This window comes from Absiella sp. AM09-50, assembly GCF_003433845.1.
Classification (GTDB): Bacteria; Bacillota_I; Bacilli_A; order Erysipelotrichales; family Erysipelotrichaceae; genus Hoskinsella; species Hoskinsella hominis.
Map to the genome: position 1 here is coordinate 15,408 of NZ_QVFI01000010.1, position 15,359 is coordinate 30,766.

Annotated in this window: 15 protein-coding genes; 5 read left to right on the forward strand and 10 right to left on the reverse strand. The window is 35.9% G+C overall.

Going from position 1 to position 15,359, the window contains the following annotated elements; translation table 11 throughout:
• The first annotated feature begins 69 nt into the window (after positions 1 to 69).
• Both DW114_RS10100 and DW114_RS10105 read left to right on the forward strand, forming a co-directional pair.
• Positions 70 to 354 carry an HU family DNA-binding protein gene (locus tag DW114_RS10100; RefSeq protein WP_117453629.1) on the forward strand — a complete coding sequence of 95 codons (285 nt, stop codon included), beginning with the start codon at positions 70 to 72 and terminating at the stop codon, positions 352 to 354.
• A gap of 116 nt (positions 355 to 470) precedes the next feature.
• Positions 471 to 1,184: a zinc metallopeptidase gene (locus tag DW114_RS10105; protein WP_117453630.1), complete on the forward strand. Its 714-nt coding sequence runs from the start codon at positions 471 to 473 to the stop codon at positions 1,182 to 1,184.
• A gap of 601 nt (positions 1,185 to 1,785) precedes the next feature.
• Here the strand turns inward: DW114_RS10105 and DW114_RS10110 are convergent.
• On the reverse strand, positions 1,786 to 2,526 hold the full coding sequence (locus DW114_RS10110; protein ID WP_117453631.1) for a type 1 glutamine amidotransferase: 741 nt from the start codon (positions 2,524 to 2,526) through the stop codon (positions 1,786 to 1,788).
• Positions 2,527 to 2,542: 16 nt separating this feature from the next.
• Complete coding sequence (locus DW114_RS10115) at positions 2,543 to 3,859, reverse strand: Mur ligase family protein (RefSeq protein ID WP_117453632.1); 1,317 nt, start codon at positions 3,857 to 3,859, stop codon at positions 2,543 to 2,545.
• Between the two features lie 273 nt (positions 3,860 to 4,132).
• Here DW114_RS10115 and DW114_RS10120 point away from each other — a divergent pair, with 273 nt between their 5' ends.
• The 3 genes from DW114_RS10120 to purB all read left to right on the forward strand — a co-directional run bounded on the left by DW114_RS10120 (position 4,133) and on the right by purB (position 7,160).
• Positions 4,133 to 4,816 (forward strand): phosphoribosylaminoimidazolesuccinocarboxamide synthase, encoded by a 684-nt coding sequence (locus DW114_RS10120; RefSeq protein WP_117453633.1) that lies wholly within the window; start codon positions 4,133 to 4,135, stop codon positions 4,814 to 4,816.
• A 187-nt stretch (positions 4,817 to 5,003) separates the two neighbouring features.
• On the forward strand, positions 5,004 to 5,711 hold the full coding sequence (purC, locus tag DW114_RS10125) for a phosphoribosylaminoimidazolesuccinocarboxamide synthase (RefSeq protein ID WP_117453634.1): 708 nt from the start codon (positions 5,004 to 5,006) through the stop codon (positions 5,709 to 5,711).
• An 18-nt stretch (positions 5,712 to 5,729) separates the two neighbouring features.
• Positions 5,730 to 7,160, forward strand: coding sequence for an adenylosuccinate lyase (purB, locus tag DW114_RS10130; protein WP_117453635.1), 1,431 nt, complete (start codon positions 5,730 to 5,732; stop codon positions 7,158 to 7,160).
• A 38-nt stretch (positions 7,161 to 7,198) separates the two neighbouring features.
• On the opposite strand, the gene DW114_RS10135 is transcribed toward purB, so the two are convergent.
• The 8 genes from DW114_RS10135 to DW114_RS10170 all read right to left on the reverse strand — a co-directional run bounded on the left by DW114_RS10135 (position 7,199) and on the right by DW114_RS10170 (position 15,303).
• Positions 7,199 to 8,794 (reverse strand): CTP synthase, encoded by a 1,596-nt coding sequence (locus DW114_RS10135; protein ID WP_117453636.1) that lies wholly within the window; start codon positions 8,792 to 8,794, stop codon positions 7,199 to 7,201.
• A gap of 4 nt (positions 8,795 to 8,798) precedes the next feature.
• The gene (locus DW114_RS10140) at positions 8,799 to 9,371 is read right to left on the reverse strand and encodes an ANTAR domain-containing response regulator (protein WP_117453637.1); all 573 of its coding nucleotides are present in this window, start codon (positions 9,369 to 9,371) and stop codon (positions 8,799 to 8,801) included.
• Positions 9,372 to 9,490: 119 nt separating this feature from the next.
• Complete coding sequence (locus DW114_RS10145; protein ID WP_117453638.1) at positions 9,491 to 10,774, reverse strand: adenylosuccinate synthase; 1,284 nt, start codon at positions 10,772 to 10,774, stop codon at positions 9,491 to 9,493.
• 202 nt (positions 10,775 to 10,976) lie between these two features.
• Positions 10,977 to 11,810 (reverse strand): Mrp/NBP35 family ATP-binding protein, encoded by an 834-nt coding sequence (locus DW114_RS10150; RefSeq protein ID WP_117453639.1) that lies wholly within the window; start codon positions 11,808 to 11,810, stop codon positions 10,977 to 10,979.
• Between the two features lie 23 nt (positions 11,811 to 11,833).
• The gene (locus DW114_RS10155; protein WP_117453640.1) at positions 11,834 to 13,024 is read right to left on the reverse strand and encodes a phosphopentomutase; all 1,191 of its coding nucleotides are present in this window, start codon (positions 13,022 to 13,024) and stop codon (positions 11,834 to 11,836) included.
• Positions 13,011 to 13,922 (reverse strand): tyrosine recombinase, encoded by a 912-nt coding sequence (locus DW114_RS10160; protein ID WP_117453641.1) that lies wholly within the window; start codon positions 13,920 to 13,922, stop codon positions 13,011 to 13,013. The genes DW114_RS10155 and DW114_RS10160 overlap by 14 nt, the downstream gene beginning before the upstream one ends.
• Positions 13,923 to 13,985: 63 nt before the next feature.
• On the reverse strand, positions 13,986 to 14,648 hold the full coding sequence (locus tag DW114_RS10165; protein WP_117453642.1) for a tRNA1(Val) (adenine(37)-N6)-methyltransferase: 663 nt from the start codon (positions 14,646 to 14,648) through the stop codon (positions 13,986 to 13,988).
• Positions 14,649 to 14,703: 55 nt separating this feature from the next.
• Positions 14,704 to 15,303, reverse strand: a complete 600-nt coding sequence (locus DW114_RS10170) for a stage II sporulation protein M (RefSeq protein WP_117453643.1) — start codon at positions 15,301 to 15,303, stop codon at positions 14,704 to 14,706.
• Positions 15,304 to 15,359: the final 56 nt, after the last annotated feature.

The window sequence follows — 15,359 nt, forward strand, 5'->3', positions numbered from 1 at the left end:
TTTTTCTTAAAATGTATTGAAAAAAAGGCTTTGCAATGGTATTATATACTCATGTTGGAGGTAATAAACATGAGTGAAATTTTAAATAAAAAAGCATTAGTTGAAAGCGTTGCAGAAAAATTAGAAATGACAAAGAAAGATGCGACTGTTGCAGTTGATACAGTATTTGATGAAATTGCTGAAACTTTAGCAAACGGTGGCAAAGTTGATATTTCTGGTTTCGGTAAATTTGAAGTTAGCGAACGTGCTGCACGTAAAGGAATCAACCCAGCTACTAAAGAACCAATCGAAATTGCTGCTTCAAAATCTCCTAAATTTAAAGCTGCTAAAGCATTAAAAGACGCTGTAAAATAAGGATAAATAAAGGACATCGAATTTGTCCTTTTTTTGTTAAATTTTGGTTGTTGTTTCTCACACATTTGTATGTTATAATGTTGAGCAATTAGAGATATATTAGGAGGTAGAATCATATGATCCTGTCTGGTTATTACTCACAACAATATTTATTATATATATTTGCATTTGTAATCATCATGATTGCCCAATCTAGTGTACAACGTGCATATAATCGATATAAACAAATAAGAAACGAAAAAGGCATTACAGGAAAAGATGCTGCACGAATGATCCTGGATGCGAATGGACTTCATAATATTCCAGTAGAAGTTAGCACTGGTGGAAGTTTAAGTGATCATTATGATCCCGTACATCATGTTGTACGTTTATCAAGTGATATCTACTACAACACAAGTATTGCATCCATTGCAGTAGCAGCGCATGAGGTAGGGCATGTTATTCAGCATAAAGAACATTATGGCTTTATCGCAATACGTAACCGCATCCTGCCAGTTGCAAACATTGCATCACAGCTTGGCTGGGTTATATTAACAATTGGTCTATTCATGTTTGTATCAACACCAGTTGTATTATATATTGGATTATCCATGATTGGTGTGGTTCTGTTATTCCAGATTGTCACACTACCTGTAGAATTCAATGCATCCAGCAGAGCAATCAAACAATTACAAAGCATGCATATGATCAACGAAGATGAAAAACCTTATGTCAAAGGAATGTTAAAAGCTGCAGCCTTCACATATGTAGCAGCTGTGCTTGCCACATTGGCACAAATCTTAAGAATTTTACTAATGATCTTAGGTAATAACAGAAGAAACAACGATTAATGAATGAGTGGAAGTTTGGTATTTATTCTCCTGACTTCCACTTCTTATTTTATACGTAACTTCGCATAATATATATTATGTTATAATTTGAGATTATAAAAAATCTTTAAAATATGATATTTCATTAGATTTCTTTATAATTATTGATTCTTTGTTCAGCTTATCTTTTTTGTGAAAGCTATATTCTATTTTGCAACCAGATGTATAATCACCAGTCTTTTTACATCTCATTGCAAATTACATCCAAATAAATACCTATATTATTCCTTATTCCTTTTAGTATTGATTAGTATTAAGCATAATCTTATAATCTATTATACATATGTATCTTATCCTGTATTGTATAAAATCTTGAAATATCGAATCATTATACTTCATATTTTTATAACATATTTATTATAGATATGATATCTTATTGAAAAATCTATAAACTCAATCTTGTTTGCCGTAATAGATATCATATCCCTGTACAAATAACATTCATGATACATGCATTTTCATAAGATACACCATCATATATAAATTATCATTTATCATGTTTTACATCAAAAAAGCCAGGTTTTTTTCAACCTGACTTCCCTTGCCTGCTTTTTATGTATAGTTATTTTGAACTTAATCTTTTTAACATATATTCTTTAGCTTGATGCTCCAGCGTATCATCTAGTGGAGCTAAATCCTGTAATGTAATATCAGGATTTCTTTTCTTTAATGCTTTATAAATAACAAAATCTGTAATTTCTGGATTTTTTGGAAGTAATGGTCCATGCATATATGTCGCAAGTACCTGACCATTATAGAATCCTTCCTGTTTTCCTTCAAAGCTGTTTCCATATCCATGTAGAACATGTCCCAATGGAGTTTTGACATTGCGTGTTTGTCCACCATGATTTTCAAAACCAACAGCAGTAATTTTGTTGCCGTCAAGATCACATTCTATCGCAATATTGCCAATACAACGTGTTCCATTGGAGCCTGTTTCTGTATAATAATCAAAGAATTTCAATCCTTCGATTTTCTCATTGTCTGCGCTTATATAATATTGTCCAAATAATTGATAGCCACCACATATCAATAGTATAAAAGTATTTTCATTCATTGCTTTCGCAATATTTTCTTTTCTTGATAATAAATCGTCAATTAACATTTTTTGTTCTTTATCGGCTCCACCGCCAAGAAATAATAAATCATATGTTGATAAATCACACTCATCTTTGATAGACAAGGTATCTATTTTTATTTGGATGCCACGATCAAGGCAACGTTTCTTTAAAACCATCATATTGCCTTTATCACCGTATAAATCCATGATATCATGATACATCCAACATACATTCAACTCCATGTCAGCACATCCTTTCTTACGCTTTCATTTCGCTTATCAGCAGATTTCTCACTGGCTGTAGTGCGGTATAGGTCGCAATCGCATATAGCGTTGTATCAGCCTTCAATAATGCGCTGACGCTGTCTTTCAAGTTTTCATATACTTCCATTTCACCAGTATATCCACCATATTTGAAACGTAGCGCCATATCATAACACCGTGAACCAGATACAATGATTTTCGTTGTTTCTTCACACATCAATTTTTCAAAGAAGGTATCATAGATCCATGATACATCCGTACCATCCTGTGCATGATCATTTAATACGATCAAAATGGTTTTCTTACTATGATCCTCTTCAATGACTTTCATGACTTCGTTTGCGCCTGTTGGATTTTTCACCAGGTTTAAAATCAGAGAATGGTTATGATATGTAAATGTTTCATTTCTACCATCTGGTACTTTGATTTCTTTAAATGCTTTTTTTGCGCAAGTGGATGGAATGTTAAATAAATCCGCAACTGCTAAAACAGCGATACAGTTATACATCGTATATAAACCACCTTGAGGTGCACAGAATTCTTCGTTTTGCCATTTAAATAATCGTCTTGGGATATCAATCACATCTCCAGCAATATCTAGTTCAGGTGTTTTGAAATCACAGCCAGAGCAATGGAATACACCAATGTGAGAGTATTGATAGAAATCATAATCCAAACGCTTTCCACAACGAGGACAGAATTTTCCTTCACTGGCTTCATTTGTTTTTTTCATACTGGTTGCACATCCATGAATACCAAAGTATTGTGTTTTCGCCTTTGACGCAGCATCTTTTAAACGTACAACATTAGGATCATTGCCATTTAAAACAAGTGTACCATCATAATCTTTGATCGCTGATTCGATTTTTTGAATCAGCTGTTCCATCTCACGAGCACGATCTAACTGATCTCGAAAGAAATTTGTCACAACCAGCGCATCTACATGAAGATTCTTCATAATGAATGGAATATTTAATTCGTCTACTTCCAATACAATGGCATCCGCATGTACCTTTTTGTTAAATCCGGTATTGGTTAAAAGGGCTGTGGTGATTCCTTCTTTCAGGTTATCCCCTTTTCGATTATTGATAACTTTTTTATTGGCTTGCATCATCATATCCGCAATCATATTGCTGGTAGATGTTTTTCCATTGGTGCCTGTTACCAAAATGACGGGACAATTGATTTTCAGACTTTTCAAAACATGTGGGGATATCCTCAATCCTATAGAGCCTGGCATAGAGCCGCCTCTGTGAATCAGCCTTAATAAGAATGCTGAAAGTTTTGTTGCTAAAATAGAAATCGTATTCATATAATTCCTCCCTTGGAAGTAATTGTTCTTTTTAGACTTTTTTATTATACATGGAATGAGTGAAAAGTTCCACGTTAACATGTCTTTTTATGTCATTTTCTTTCTTATTATGTGTTTCCAGCTGTTGATTAATTGAAAAAAGCACCGTTTTTGTGTTTTTGATGAATAAAATCAGAAAAAAATTTTAAAAAAATAGTGTAAATGCCAAATTTTACATAGAAATTCAAAAAAATAATGATATAATAATCGTGTTATGATAAATGGAGGAAAATCATGAAAAAAATTTACGAAGGTAAGACAAAAGATGTCTACGCATTAGACAATGGAAACGTAATGTTGAAATTCAAGGATGATTGCACTGGAAAAGATGGCGTATTTGATCCAGGTGAAAACTCTGTCGGTTTAACAATCGAAGGTATTGGAAAAGCAAACCTTGAAACTTCTATTCACTTCTTTGAAATTTTAAAAGATGCAGGTATCAAAACTCACTATGTTAGTGCTGATATCGAAAATGCTACAATGGAAGTATTGCCTGCCAAAGTATTTGGTAAAGGATTGGAAGTTATCTGTCGTCTAGTTGCTACAGGAAGCTTTATCCGTCGTTATGGTGATTATATCGAAGATGGTACACCTCTTGTTGGGGGCTATGTTGAAACTACGTTAAAAGATGATGCAAAAGGTGATCCACTAATCACAAGTGAAGGTCTTGCAGCTCTTGGTATCATGAGTGAAGAACAATTCGCCAGCATGAAAGAACAGACTTTAAAAATTACACAGATCGTTGCAGATGATTTAAAGAAAAAAGGTCTTGATCTGTATGATATCAAATTTGAATTTGGTTACAACAATGATGAAGTAATTCTGATTGACGAAATTGCTTCTGGAAACATGCGTGTTTATAAAGATGGCGCGATTGTTGATCCTGTTGATTTAACAAACATGATTTTAGGTAAATAGAAAATTTAGAAACTGTAAATAGGAAGTTATATCATTCCCCTATTTACAGTTTTTTTCATATGTTTATTGACATCAAAAAAACACTGCCCTATAATTGAAAGGTAGAAAATTCAGGTGGGTGGTTCAGCTGATTTTTCTTACGCTGAATCATTGCCTCAAAGTGTTCTACATATGGAGGACGAACAAAATGAAAGAGTTAGAAATGTTATACGAAGGTAAGGCAAAAAAGGTTTTTGCTACTGAGAACCCTGATCAGGTGATCGTTGATTACAAGGATGATGCAACAGCATTCAACGGAGCAAAAAAAGGAACGATCATAGGCAAAGGTGTTGTAAACAACAAAATGACTAACTTCTTACTACAAAAGCTGGAAGAAAAAGGCATCCCAACACATTTTATCGAAGAACTGGATGATCGTAGAACGTTAGTGAAAAAGGTGGAAATCGTACCTTTGGAGGTGATTGTCCGTAATAAAGTTGCAGGAAGCTTCGCAAAACGTATGGGCCTTGAAGAAGGTATGGAATTGAAATGTCCAATACTTGAATTCAGCTATAAAAATGATGATTTAGGTGATCCTATGATCAATCACTACATGGCATTGGCAATTGGTATTGCTACCCAGCAAGATATTGATACTATTTCTGATATGGCATTTAAAGTAAATGAAGAGCTAAAACACATTTTCGAAGCCGCAGATATTGAATTAATTGATTTTAAACTGGAATTTGGCCGTTATCATGATCAAATCGTGCTGGCAGATGAAATCTCTCCTGATACTTGTCGTTTCTGGGATATTCATACACATGATCATTTAGATAAGGATCGTTTCAGACGAGATCTTGGAAATGTAGAAGATGCATACCAGGAAGTATATCGCCGTTTAGGCATCAAATAAAAGAAAGGAATCATACATATGTACGATAGATATGAAAGTCCTTTAGGACAGCGTTATGCAGGAAAAGAAATGCAGCAGTTATTCTCTCAGGACAAAAAATTCAAGACTTGGAGAAAGCTGTGGATTGCACTTGCGGAAAGTGAAAAAGAGCTAGGCTTGGATATCACACAGGAACAAATCGATGAATTAAAAGCACATGCAGAGGATATCAATTATGATGTCGCAAAAGAGCGTGAAAAAATCGTTCGTCATGATGTGATGAGCCATGTTTATGCATATGGTGAACAATGTCCTAATGCAAAAGGCATCATTCATTTAGGCGCTACTTCATGTTTCGTTGGAGATAACACAGATCTTATCATCATGTATGAAGCTTTGGAGCTGGTAAAGAAAAAGCTGGTAAATGTTCTTGCAGAATTAGAAAAATTTGCATTGGAATATAAAGATCTGCCAGTTTTGGCATTTACACATTTCCAGCCTGCACAGCCAACAACGCTTGGAAAACGTGCAGCAATCTGGGCACAGGATCTGTTAATGGATTATGAAGATATCTGTTATTTATTAGAAAATAAAAAGCTTCGTGGATGTAAAGGAACTACTGGTACACAGGCAAGCTTTATGGAATTATTTGATAATGATGAAGATAAAGTAAAGAAATTAGACCAGATGGTTGCGGATAAGATGGGATATAAGGAAAGCTATCCTGTATCTACACAGACATATTCCCGTAAGGTGGATTCTCGTATCTTAAATGCTTTAGGGGCTATTGCACAAAGTGCACATAAGTTCTCTAATGATATTCGTTTACTACAAAACTTAAAAGAAGTAGAAGAACCTTTTGAAAAGGGACAGATTGGCTCTAGTGCTATGGCTTATAAACGTAATCCTATGAGAAGTGAACGTATGGCTTCCCTTGCCAACTATGTGATTGCGGATACATTAAATCCTGCCATTGTTGCTGCTACACAATGGTTTGAAAGAACTCTGGATGATTCCGCAAATAAACGTATCAGTATTCCGGAAGCATTCCTTGCCATTGATGGTATTTTAGATTTATACTTGAATATCACTGATGGTCTGGTTGTATATCCTAAGGTTATTGAATCTCATTTGATGAAAGAGCTGCCTTTTATGGCGACAGAAATGATCTTGATGGATGCTGTAAAAGCTGGTGGCGATCGTCAGGAGTTACATGAACATATTCGTGTACATTCTATGGAAGCTGGTAAAATGGTAAAAGTAGAAGGTAAAGAAAATGATTTGTTGGAAAGAATCGCTCATGATGATGCATTCCCGCAGGATATGGAACAACTAAAATCCATCATGTCCCCTGAAAACTTTGTAGGACGTGCACCAAATCAGACAGTTGAATTCTTTAGAGATTATATTGATCCTATTCTGGAACAAGAAAAATCCGCACTAGGCATGCATGCGGATATCAACGTTTAATATATGAAAAAAAGCATCATACAGCTGTGATGATGCTTTTATTTATGCTTTAATGCATATCTCACAAAATTTACAAATAAAGGATGTGGCCGGTTGATACGGCTTTTAAATTCAGGATGATATTGTACACCAATATAAAAATCATTGTCAGAATATTCGATTGCCTCTACCAGTTCATCATCCAATGATGTACCAGATATGATCATACCATGTTGTTCAAAGGCATTTCGATACGCTTGATTGAATTCATAACGATGACGATGACGTTCACTTATTTCTATTTCTTGATAACAGGCATATAATTGTGTGTCTTTTTTTATACGCATAGGATAAGCACCTAATCGCATGGTGCCACCTTTTTGTAAATCATCATTCTGAGTATCCATAAAGTGAATTACAGGATGTGTGGTGTCTTGATCAAATTCAATAGAATTGGCATCCTTGTATTGTAGAACACTGCGGGCAAATGCAATAGAAGCAATCTGCATACCCAAACAGATCCCAAGATATGGAATATTGTGTTCACGTGCATATGTAGCTGCAAGTATCTTTCCTTCTACTCCCCTGCTTCCAAATCCACCGGGGATTAAGATGCCCTGCACATCGCTTAATAACTCCTGTATACTATCGTTTGTAATTGTTTCACTGTCGATCCACTTGATATGAATATGCGCATGGTTCACAAAGCCTGCGTGATGTAAAGATTCTATTACAGACAGATATGCATCATGCAGCTTGACATATTTTCCAATCAGCGCAATATTCACATGGTTCATGTTCTCTGTTTCCTTTATATAAGATGACCATGCAGATAAATCGGCTTGTGGAGTATCAAAGCTGAAACGTTTACATATGATATCATCCAGACCCTGCTGCTGCAGCATAAATGGTACATCATATAAGGAATCCAAGGTTTTATTTTCAATAACACAATCCTTTGGAATATCACAGAACAATGAGATTTTTTCCTTAATTTGTTCGTCAATAGGACGATTACATCTGGCAATCAAGATATCAGGAAAGATACCATAGGAATGTAGCTCTTTGACGGAATGCTGAGTTGGCTTGGATTTAGGTTCATTGCTTCCTTCAATAAAGGGGATCAATGTCACATGCATATAGATGCAATTCGCTCTGCCTTTTTCGAGGGCTACCTGACGTATGGCTTCTAAAAATGGCTGACTTTCGATATCACCAGTAGTACCGCCAACCTCACAGATCAGGACATCTGCCTTGCTTTTTTGCTGGGCCAAATAGATATGTTCTTTGATTTCATTGGTGATATGTGGTATTACCTGTACAGTTTCTCCTAGATATTTACCTGCACGTTCTTTTTGTAGGACATTCCAATAAACTTTTCCTGTTGTGATATTAGAATATTGATTTAAGTCTTCATCCATGAAACGTTCATAGTGACCTAAATCCAAATCCGTTTCACTACCATCTTCTGTCACAAAGACCTCTCCATGCTGATAAGGACTCATGGTGCCAGGATCCACATTGATATATGGGTCTAATTTCATCGCCGTTACATTTAATCCTCTTGATTTTAATAATCTTCCTAACGATGCTGCTGTGATACCTTTTCCAAGACCACTAACAACACCACCAGTCACAAATATAAATTTACACATATACTTATTCTCCTTTTTCTTCATATTTTTTAATATATCTTTGCGCTATCACAAGTTTACTACATCGTTTATCCATCGCTTGTTTTTCAATCATACGATGGGCTTGTGATTCGTTTAAATGTTCCTTTTCCATCAACAGATATTTTGCATGATGAATGATCTTTAATTCCTGATAACGCTGGTTTAATGCCTGCAGTTTTTGATTGTTTTCTTTCATCTGAAGCTGTGATTGTATACAGACCTGTAGGATCTGTGTGAATACATGTTTTTTTATTGGTTTCATCAAGATCACCATATGATGTGCCTTGCATTGATGAAGATATGATTCTTTTACTTGATGTTTCAAGCATACAATGATGCAGGAAAATTTTTTATGATAGATCATGAGGTTATGAATGTCATGGATACTATCCTCATTTACAATCATCATATCATATGTCATTTGTTTACATTCCTCTTCTATTTGATCAAGTCGATCACAGAAAGTGATGATGGATACACTTTCTTTCAATAGTATCTCTTTGATACGTTGATTCAGGCTTCTTTGACTGGATACGATTAAAACATTTAGTTTCATTTGTTCACCTCGTTTATCATTGTTAGTGTATCCACTTCATCCGAAAACAATAAAAAAAGCGTTTATGAAGATAGAAAAAGCAGTTGTTTTTCTCTTCATGAACGCCTTTGTTCAATAGATTATTTTATCATTTCTTTCACAACGATATTACAGTTTCGTTCTGGACCAACAGAGATCATGGAAATCTTTGTCTTTGTAAGTTCTTCGATACGTGCCAGATATTTTTTTGCGTTCTCTGGCAGTTCCTCATACGTATGCATTTTGGATATATCTTCATTCCAGCCTTCAAATTCTTCATAGATAGGTTTGGCTTTTGCTAAATCTTCTACGCTGCTTGGAATATAGTCATAACGTTTTCCATCAATTTCATATGCAACACACATTTTGATTGTTTTGATGCCTGTTAGGATGTCCAGTTTCGTAATGACCAAATCTGTTAAACCGTTGATCATTGCCGCATGACGTACAACATTGACATCTAACCATCCACAACGTCTTGGTCTGCCAGTTGTTGCGCCAAATTCATGACCTTTTGTTCTTAGTGTTTCTCCCATGTCATCAAACAGCTCACAAACAAATGGGCCTTCTCCCACACGGGTAGAATATGCTTTGGCAATACCAATGATCACATCCAGTTTTTTAGGTGATACACCTGCACCTGTACATACACCTGCACTCGTTGGTGAAGAAGATGTCACATATGGATAGTTTCCATAATTGATATCCAGCATAGCTGCCTGCGCACCCTCAAATAATACCTGTTTATTTTCATCTAATGCCTGATTGACTTCAATCTGGGCATTGATGATTCTTGGTGTTAACAAATCTTTGATCTTTTCAAATCTTTGAACCAGTTCTTCATAGTCAAAGCCTTTATGATCATATACTTTCTGAAAGGTTATGTTTTTCATATCCACTGCCGTTTTCAGTTTCTTTTTAAAGCTTTCAAAGTCCAGAAGATCGCCCATGCGAAGTCCTGTACGTGAATATTTATCAGCATAACATGGTCCGATACCACGTTTGGTTGTACCAATTTTATTATCTTTTAATGATTCTTCAATTAATTCATCTAACAATACGTGATATGGCATAATGATGTGGGAACAATCAGATATTTTCACATGATCTGTATGCATTCCTTTGTCTTCCAGTGCCTTGATTTCATCAAGAAACACGAATGGATCTACAACAACACCTGGTCCAATCACACATGTTGCTTTTTGAAGAACACCACTAGGCAAAAGATGTAAAACTACTTTTTCATCTTTTACAACTACCGTATGTCCTGCGTTGTTTCCACCCTGAAAACGAACGACATAATCCATTTTTGATCCAAGATAGTCTACGACCTTCCCTTTTCCTTCATCGCCCCATTGGGTACCTACTACTACATAACCTGGCATAATATGATTCCTCCTTAGGGATTTTTTAAGGTTTTCTTGTGTCAAAAAATCCTTTAATAATATAGCACAAATCATCGTAAAAGGAAATAATTTTCACATTATTTTTCATATTTTTTCACATTGAAAAATATGGATATTTAAAGATATTCTTTTCTAATGCTCTTGTGACAGAAAAAAAGGCCGAAAAATCGGCCTTTCTTGCTTATTTGAATTTTTCTACCAGTTTTTCAGCAGCTGGCTGAATCCATGCTTTCATTTCTTTTGCTGTTTCGCTGTCAAAGTTATCATCTTGATGAATCATATTGATGCTTGGTGTCATAGGCAATTCTGCCCACAATTCCAAATTGTTTTCTTTTAAGAAATCCTCTGTATTCTTCTGCTGGAAGATTTCAATACGTTTACCACAATCAGGACATACAACATAGCTCATGTTTTCAATAACACCTAATACTGGTACTTCTACCTGATGACACATATTGATTGCTTTTGATACGATCATAGAAACCATTGGCTGTGGTGTGGATACCATGACAACTCCATTGACAGGTATATTCTGTAATACCGTCAAAGCAACATCTCCTGTTCCAGGAGGCATATCAATTAACAGGTAATCCAATTCTCCCCAGATGACATCTGTCCAGAACTGACGTACCGCATTGCCAACAATTGGGCCACGCCATACAACTGGCTGGTTTTCATCTTCCATTAAGAAGTTTAATGACATGACTTTGATGCCGTCTTTATCTATAACTGGCTGAATAGCATCATTTGTTCCATATGCTTTTTCTCTTTCCAGCCCCATTAGACGAGGAATACTTGGACCAGTGATATCAGCATCCATAATACCTACCTGATATCCCATATCCGCAAGTGCTTTCGCAAGCAATACGCTCATGCTGCTTTTTCCAACACCGCCTTTTCCACTCATCACGCCAATCACGTGTTTGATCTTGTTGTTGACATTGTTCTGGATTCCACAAGAATCTTCACTTTTGCCACATGTTCCTTTACTAGGACAACTGTTACAGTTACTCATTTTACGTACACTCCTTCTCTATTCTATCTGAGTTCCTCTAATATACTCTTACCAATCGTATGTTCAGGCATTGCCACATCAAAGTTATCCGCAATGGTTGCGCCAACCATCGCAAAGCTATTACTGTATGGCAATAAACCATGACCATTCATCGATGGTGAATATGCTAAAAATGGTACCATTTCCTTGGTATGATCACTGCCTTTATAGGTAGGGTCATTTCCATGGTCTGCGGTGATGATCAATAAATCATCACATTTTAATTTATCTAATACAAGTCCTAAAGACTGATCAAATGCTTCCAATTCTTTTCCATATCCAACAGGATTTCTACGATGTCCCCATAAGGCATCAAAATCCACAAGATTCACAAAGCATAAACCAGTAAAATCCTGATCCATGACTTCTAATGTTTGTGTCATTCCATGCACACTGCTTTTTGATTTATATGCCTGTGTGATTCCTTCACCATCAAAGATATCCTTTATTTTCCCAATGGAAATCACATCATAGCCAGCATTCATCAATGCATTTAATGTTGTTTCTCCATAAGGCTTTAATGCATAGTCATGACGATTGGATGTACGTGTAAAACCATCCTTGCAATTACCTACATAGGGTCTGGCAATCACACGACCAACTTTCCATTCATCTTTCATAGTCAATTCTCTGGCAATTTCACAACAACGGTATAATTCATCTAAGCCAAATGTTTCTTCATTGCCACAGATTTGAAGCACACTATCTGCACTTGTATATACAATCATATCTCCAGTATCATTGGATTGTTGGCCAAGCTCTTCTAATATGGCTGTGCCACTAGCCGCTTTATTTCCAATAATCTTATGACCACAGCGTTTACTTAACTCATCCAGCAGTTCTTTTGGAAAGCCTGTTTCCGTGAATGTTTGAAAAGGTGTCGTGATATGTAATCCCATCATTTCCCAATGACCGGTCATCGTATCTTTTCCAACACTTGCTTCTAACATCTTTGTATAATACCCAAGTGGGTTTACACGTGATTCTACATGTTGAAGAGGATGTAGATTTGCAAGTCCTAAATCAGCAAGATGAGGAATATTAAATGGTTTCATATGTTCATCAATATGTCCTAAGGTATCACTGCCTTCATCATCATAGTGGGCAGCATTTGGCATAGCGCCTACGCCTAAGGAATCGATGACGATTGTAAATATACGCTTATATTTTTTCATCGTTTTTATCCTCCTTTGCGAATGGATGAAAGGATGTATAAGCATCCTTCAATTTTTTATTTTGTATATGGGTATAAATCTGTGTGGTTGCAATATCACTATGCCCCAGCAATTCCTGTACCACACGCAAGTCAGTGCCACCATCAAGCAGATGTGTCGCAAAACTATGGCGAAAGCTATGGGCACTTAATGCTTCATTCAATCCTAACATATGTAATCTGGCTTTGATCAGTTTATGTACATCCTGTCTTAATAACGGGTTTCCATTCGCCTTCACAAACACATACTGTGTTTTTTTCTTCAGCCATTGTGGGCGTACATGAACGATATAATTTTGTAAAGCATCAATGCTTCTTTGATGCATAGGAATCATACGTTCTTTATCCCCTTTACCTATGACCCGTAAAAAGCCATGGTCCAGATTGATCATAGACATATGAAGTCCACATAATTCACTGACACGAAGTCCACAGCCATATAATACTTCCAGTATGGCTTTATCAAACAGTCCCTGATCACTTTCATCAAAGCTGTCTAAGAGTATTTCAATATCATGAACATTAAAATACTTTGGCAGTTTTTTGCTTGTCCTTCGACCATGTATATGCTGGCTTGGATCATCAATGTCTGGATTATTCATACTGATAAAACGATGAAACATATGAATCGATACGATCATTCGATTGACGCTGCCAGCCGCTTTTTGATCACTTTGTATGGCAAGAAAATCCTGTAGATGGGAAACAGTAATATCTTCCATACATGAAATCCCCTGATTATTTAAATATGCAGTATATAAATCTAAATCATGGGTATAGGAAGAAACCGTCGCCAGCGATTTTTGATCAACAACACGGATATAGTGGATATAATCTTCTTTTGCTTCATCGATATTCATTTAAACCACCTAAATTATTATACCACAGCTTTCTTATTATTTCTCATAAAAAGACCCTGAAACTTATGAACGTGTCTTATAGATTGGTTTTAAAATATGACAGTTTGGTTTTCCATCTTTGATTGCTTCAATCAAAACTGAAATTGCTTCCTTTTTGTTTTCATCATAAACAAATTGAATACTCCTTGTTTCCAGACGATATGTACGAAGTGTTGTGACAATATCGATCAGACGATCACTTCGATGCACCAAATAAAAACGCCCCTTTTCATCAAGTGCCTCCCCAGCTTTTTTCGCAAGTGTATCTAAAGATAGATAGATCTCATGACGTGCGATTCGAAGTGCTTCCGTTTCATTTTTTGCGCTTGTGGTGTGATCTGGAAAGTATGGAGGATTACAGATGACCACATCAACCTTTGGCATTTTCATATCCTTGACATCTCCCAACAAAATCTGTGCATGGGGAATGTTTAATTGTTCCATATTATAACGGGCAAGTGCCACTGCTTTTTCCTGTATATCAATACCGATTAAGCAAGATGGTGCAAAGCTGTTTGCGACAGCCAACAGTGCACCATTATTGGTACCGATATCTAATACACGATCGTTTCGTTTGATCTTCATGAAATTTGCCAATAAAGCGGTATCGCTGTTCATGCGAAACATCTCTTCATCCTGATATAAATAAATATCTGTGCCATTGATAAAATCATACGTATAACCCATAGAATCCCTCACTTTTTCCTGTATATTATATCATTGTATCCAAGATTCAGCTACCTTATTTCCCTATGAGATTAAACAGTTTTACAAACCAGACCATCAAATCAGCTTTTACATATGCTTCTGCTATAACCATGATAAAGCAGATGATCAGATCATTTAAAATCGAATTGAATAATCTGTGAAAATCCAGTTTCTCACGATTGCTGCAAGAGATGATCAAATACATACTTAGCTGGATGGCACTTGCGGATATTAAGAAAGTTGCTAAACAATCGATTACTAGTTGAGGAAATAATGTTAATATAATGCCTGCGATACCCTTTAATTGATAGGTATAGACAAACAATGCGCAAGAGAAACCAATCTGCATCCCCTTGGAAAAGATAATGAAACTGATGAGTGGGATGCCGATGATACTGGTACCTAATAAAAACACAAAAAGGATGAAGATGATACCTGAAAACAGCTGTGCTGAAAAAGAGGTAGAATCACTGGATATGGAATTCATATAACTGGTAAAATTTTTCATATCATTGATGTCGATGGTCTTACTGAAATAAAGTCCAGCCGCAATTCCTGCAATCAACAATATCCCGATAAACAGATATACGTGACGATATTTCCTGAAAAAGCCATGATATGCTTGTTGTTTCATGTACTCACCTCTACTAGAGCATATGAAAAAAAAGAAGTTTCATAGCTTCTTTTCGT

Coding starts and splice junctions, on each gene's coding strand:
- purC (WP_117453634.1), top strand. CDS start 5,004: ATGAAAGAGTTAGAAATGTTATACGAAGGTAAGGCAAAAAAGGTTTTT.
- DW114_RS10105 (WP_117453630.1), top strand. CDS start 471: ATGATCCTGTCTGGTTATTACTCACAACAATATTTATTATATATATTT.
- DW114_RS10165 (WP_117453642.1), bottom strand. CDS start 14,648: ATGGGTTATACGTATGATTTTATCAATGGCACAGATATTTATTTATAT.
- DW114_RS10145 (WP_117453638.1), bottom strand. CDS start 10,774: ATGCCAGGTTATGTAGTAGTAGGTACCCAATGGGGCGATGAAGGAAAA.
- DW114_RS10140 (WP_117453637.1), bottom strand. CDS start 9,371: ATGAAACTAAATGTTTTAATCGTATCCAGTCAAAGAAGCCTGAATCAA.
- DW114_RS10100 (WP_117453629.1), top strand. CDS start 70: ATGAGTGAAATTTTAAATAAAAAAGCATTAGTTGAAAGCGTTGCAGAA.
- DW114_RS10135 (WP_117453636.1), bottom strand. CDS start 8,794: ATGTGTAAATTTATATTTGTGACTGGTGGTGTTGTTAGTGGTCTTGGA.
- DW114_RS10160 (WP_117453641.1), bottom strand. CDS start 13,922: ATGAATATCGATGAAGCAAAAGAAGATTATATCCACTATATCCGTGTT.
- DW114_RS10170 (WP_117453643.1), bottom strand. CDS start 15,303: ATGAAACAACAAGCATATCATGGCTTTTTCAGGAAATATCGTCACGTA.
- DW114_RS10115 (WP_117453632.1), bottom strand. CDS start 3,859: ATGAATACGATTTCTATTTTAGCAACAAAACTTTCAGCATTCTTATTA.
- DW114_RS10155 (WP_117453640.1), bottom strand. CDS start 13,024: ATGAAAAAATATAAGCGTATATTTACAATCGTCATCGATTCCTTAGGC.
- DW114_RS10150 (WP_117453639.1), bottom strand. CDS start 11,810: ATGAGTAACTGTAACAGTTGTCCTAGTAAAGGAACATGTGGCAAAAGT.
- purB (WP_117453635.1), top strand. CDS start 5,730: ATGTACGATAGATATGAAAGTCCTTTAGGACAGCGTTATGCAGGAAAA.
- DW114_RS10120 (WP_117453633.1), top strand. CDS start 4,133: ATGAAAAAAATTTACGAAGGTAAGACAAAAGATGTCTACGCATTAGAC.
- DW114_RS10110 (WP_117453631.1), bottom strand. CDS start 2,526: ATGGAGTTGAATGTATGTTGGATGTATCATGATATCATGGATTTATAC.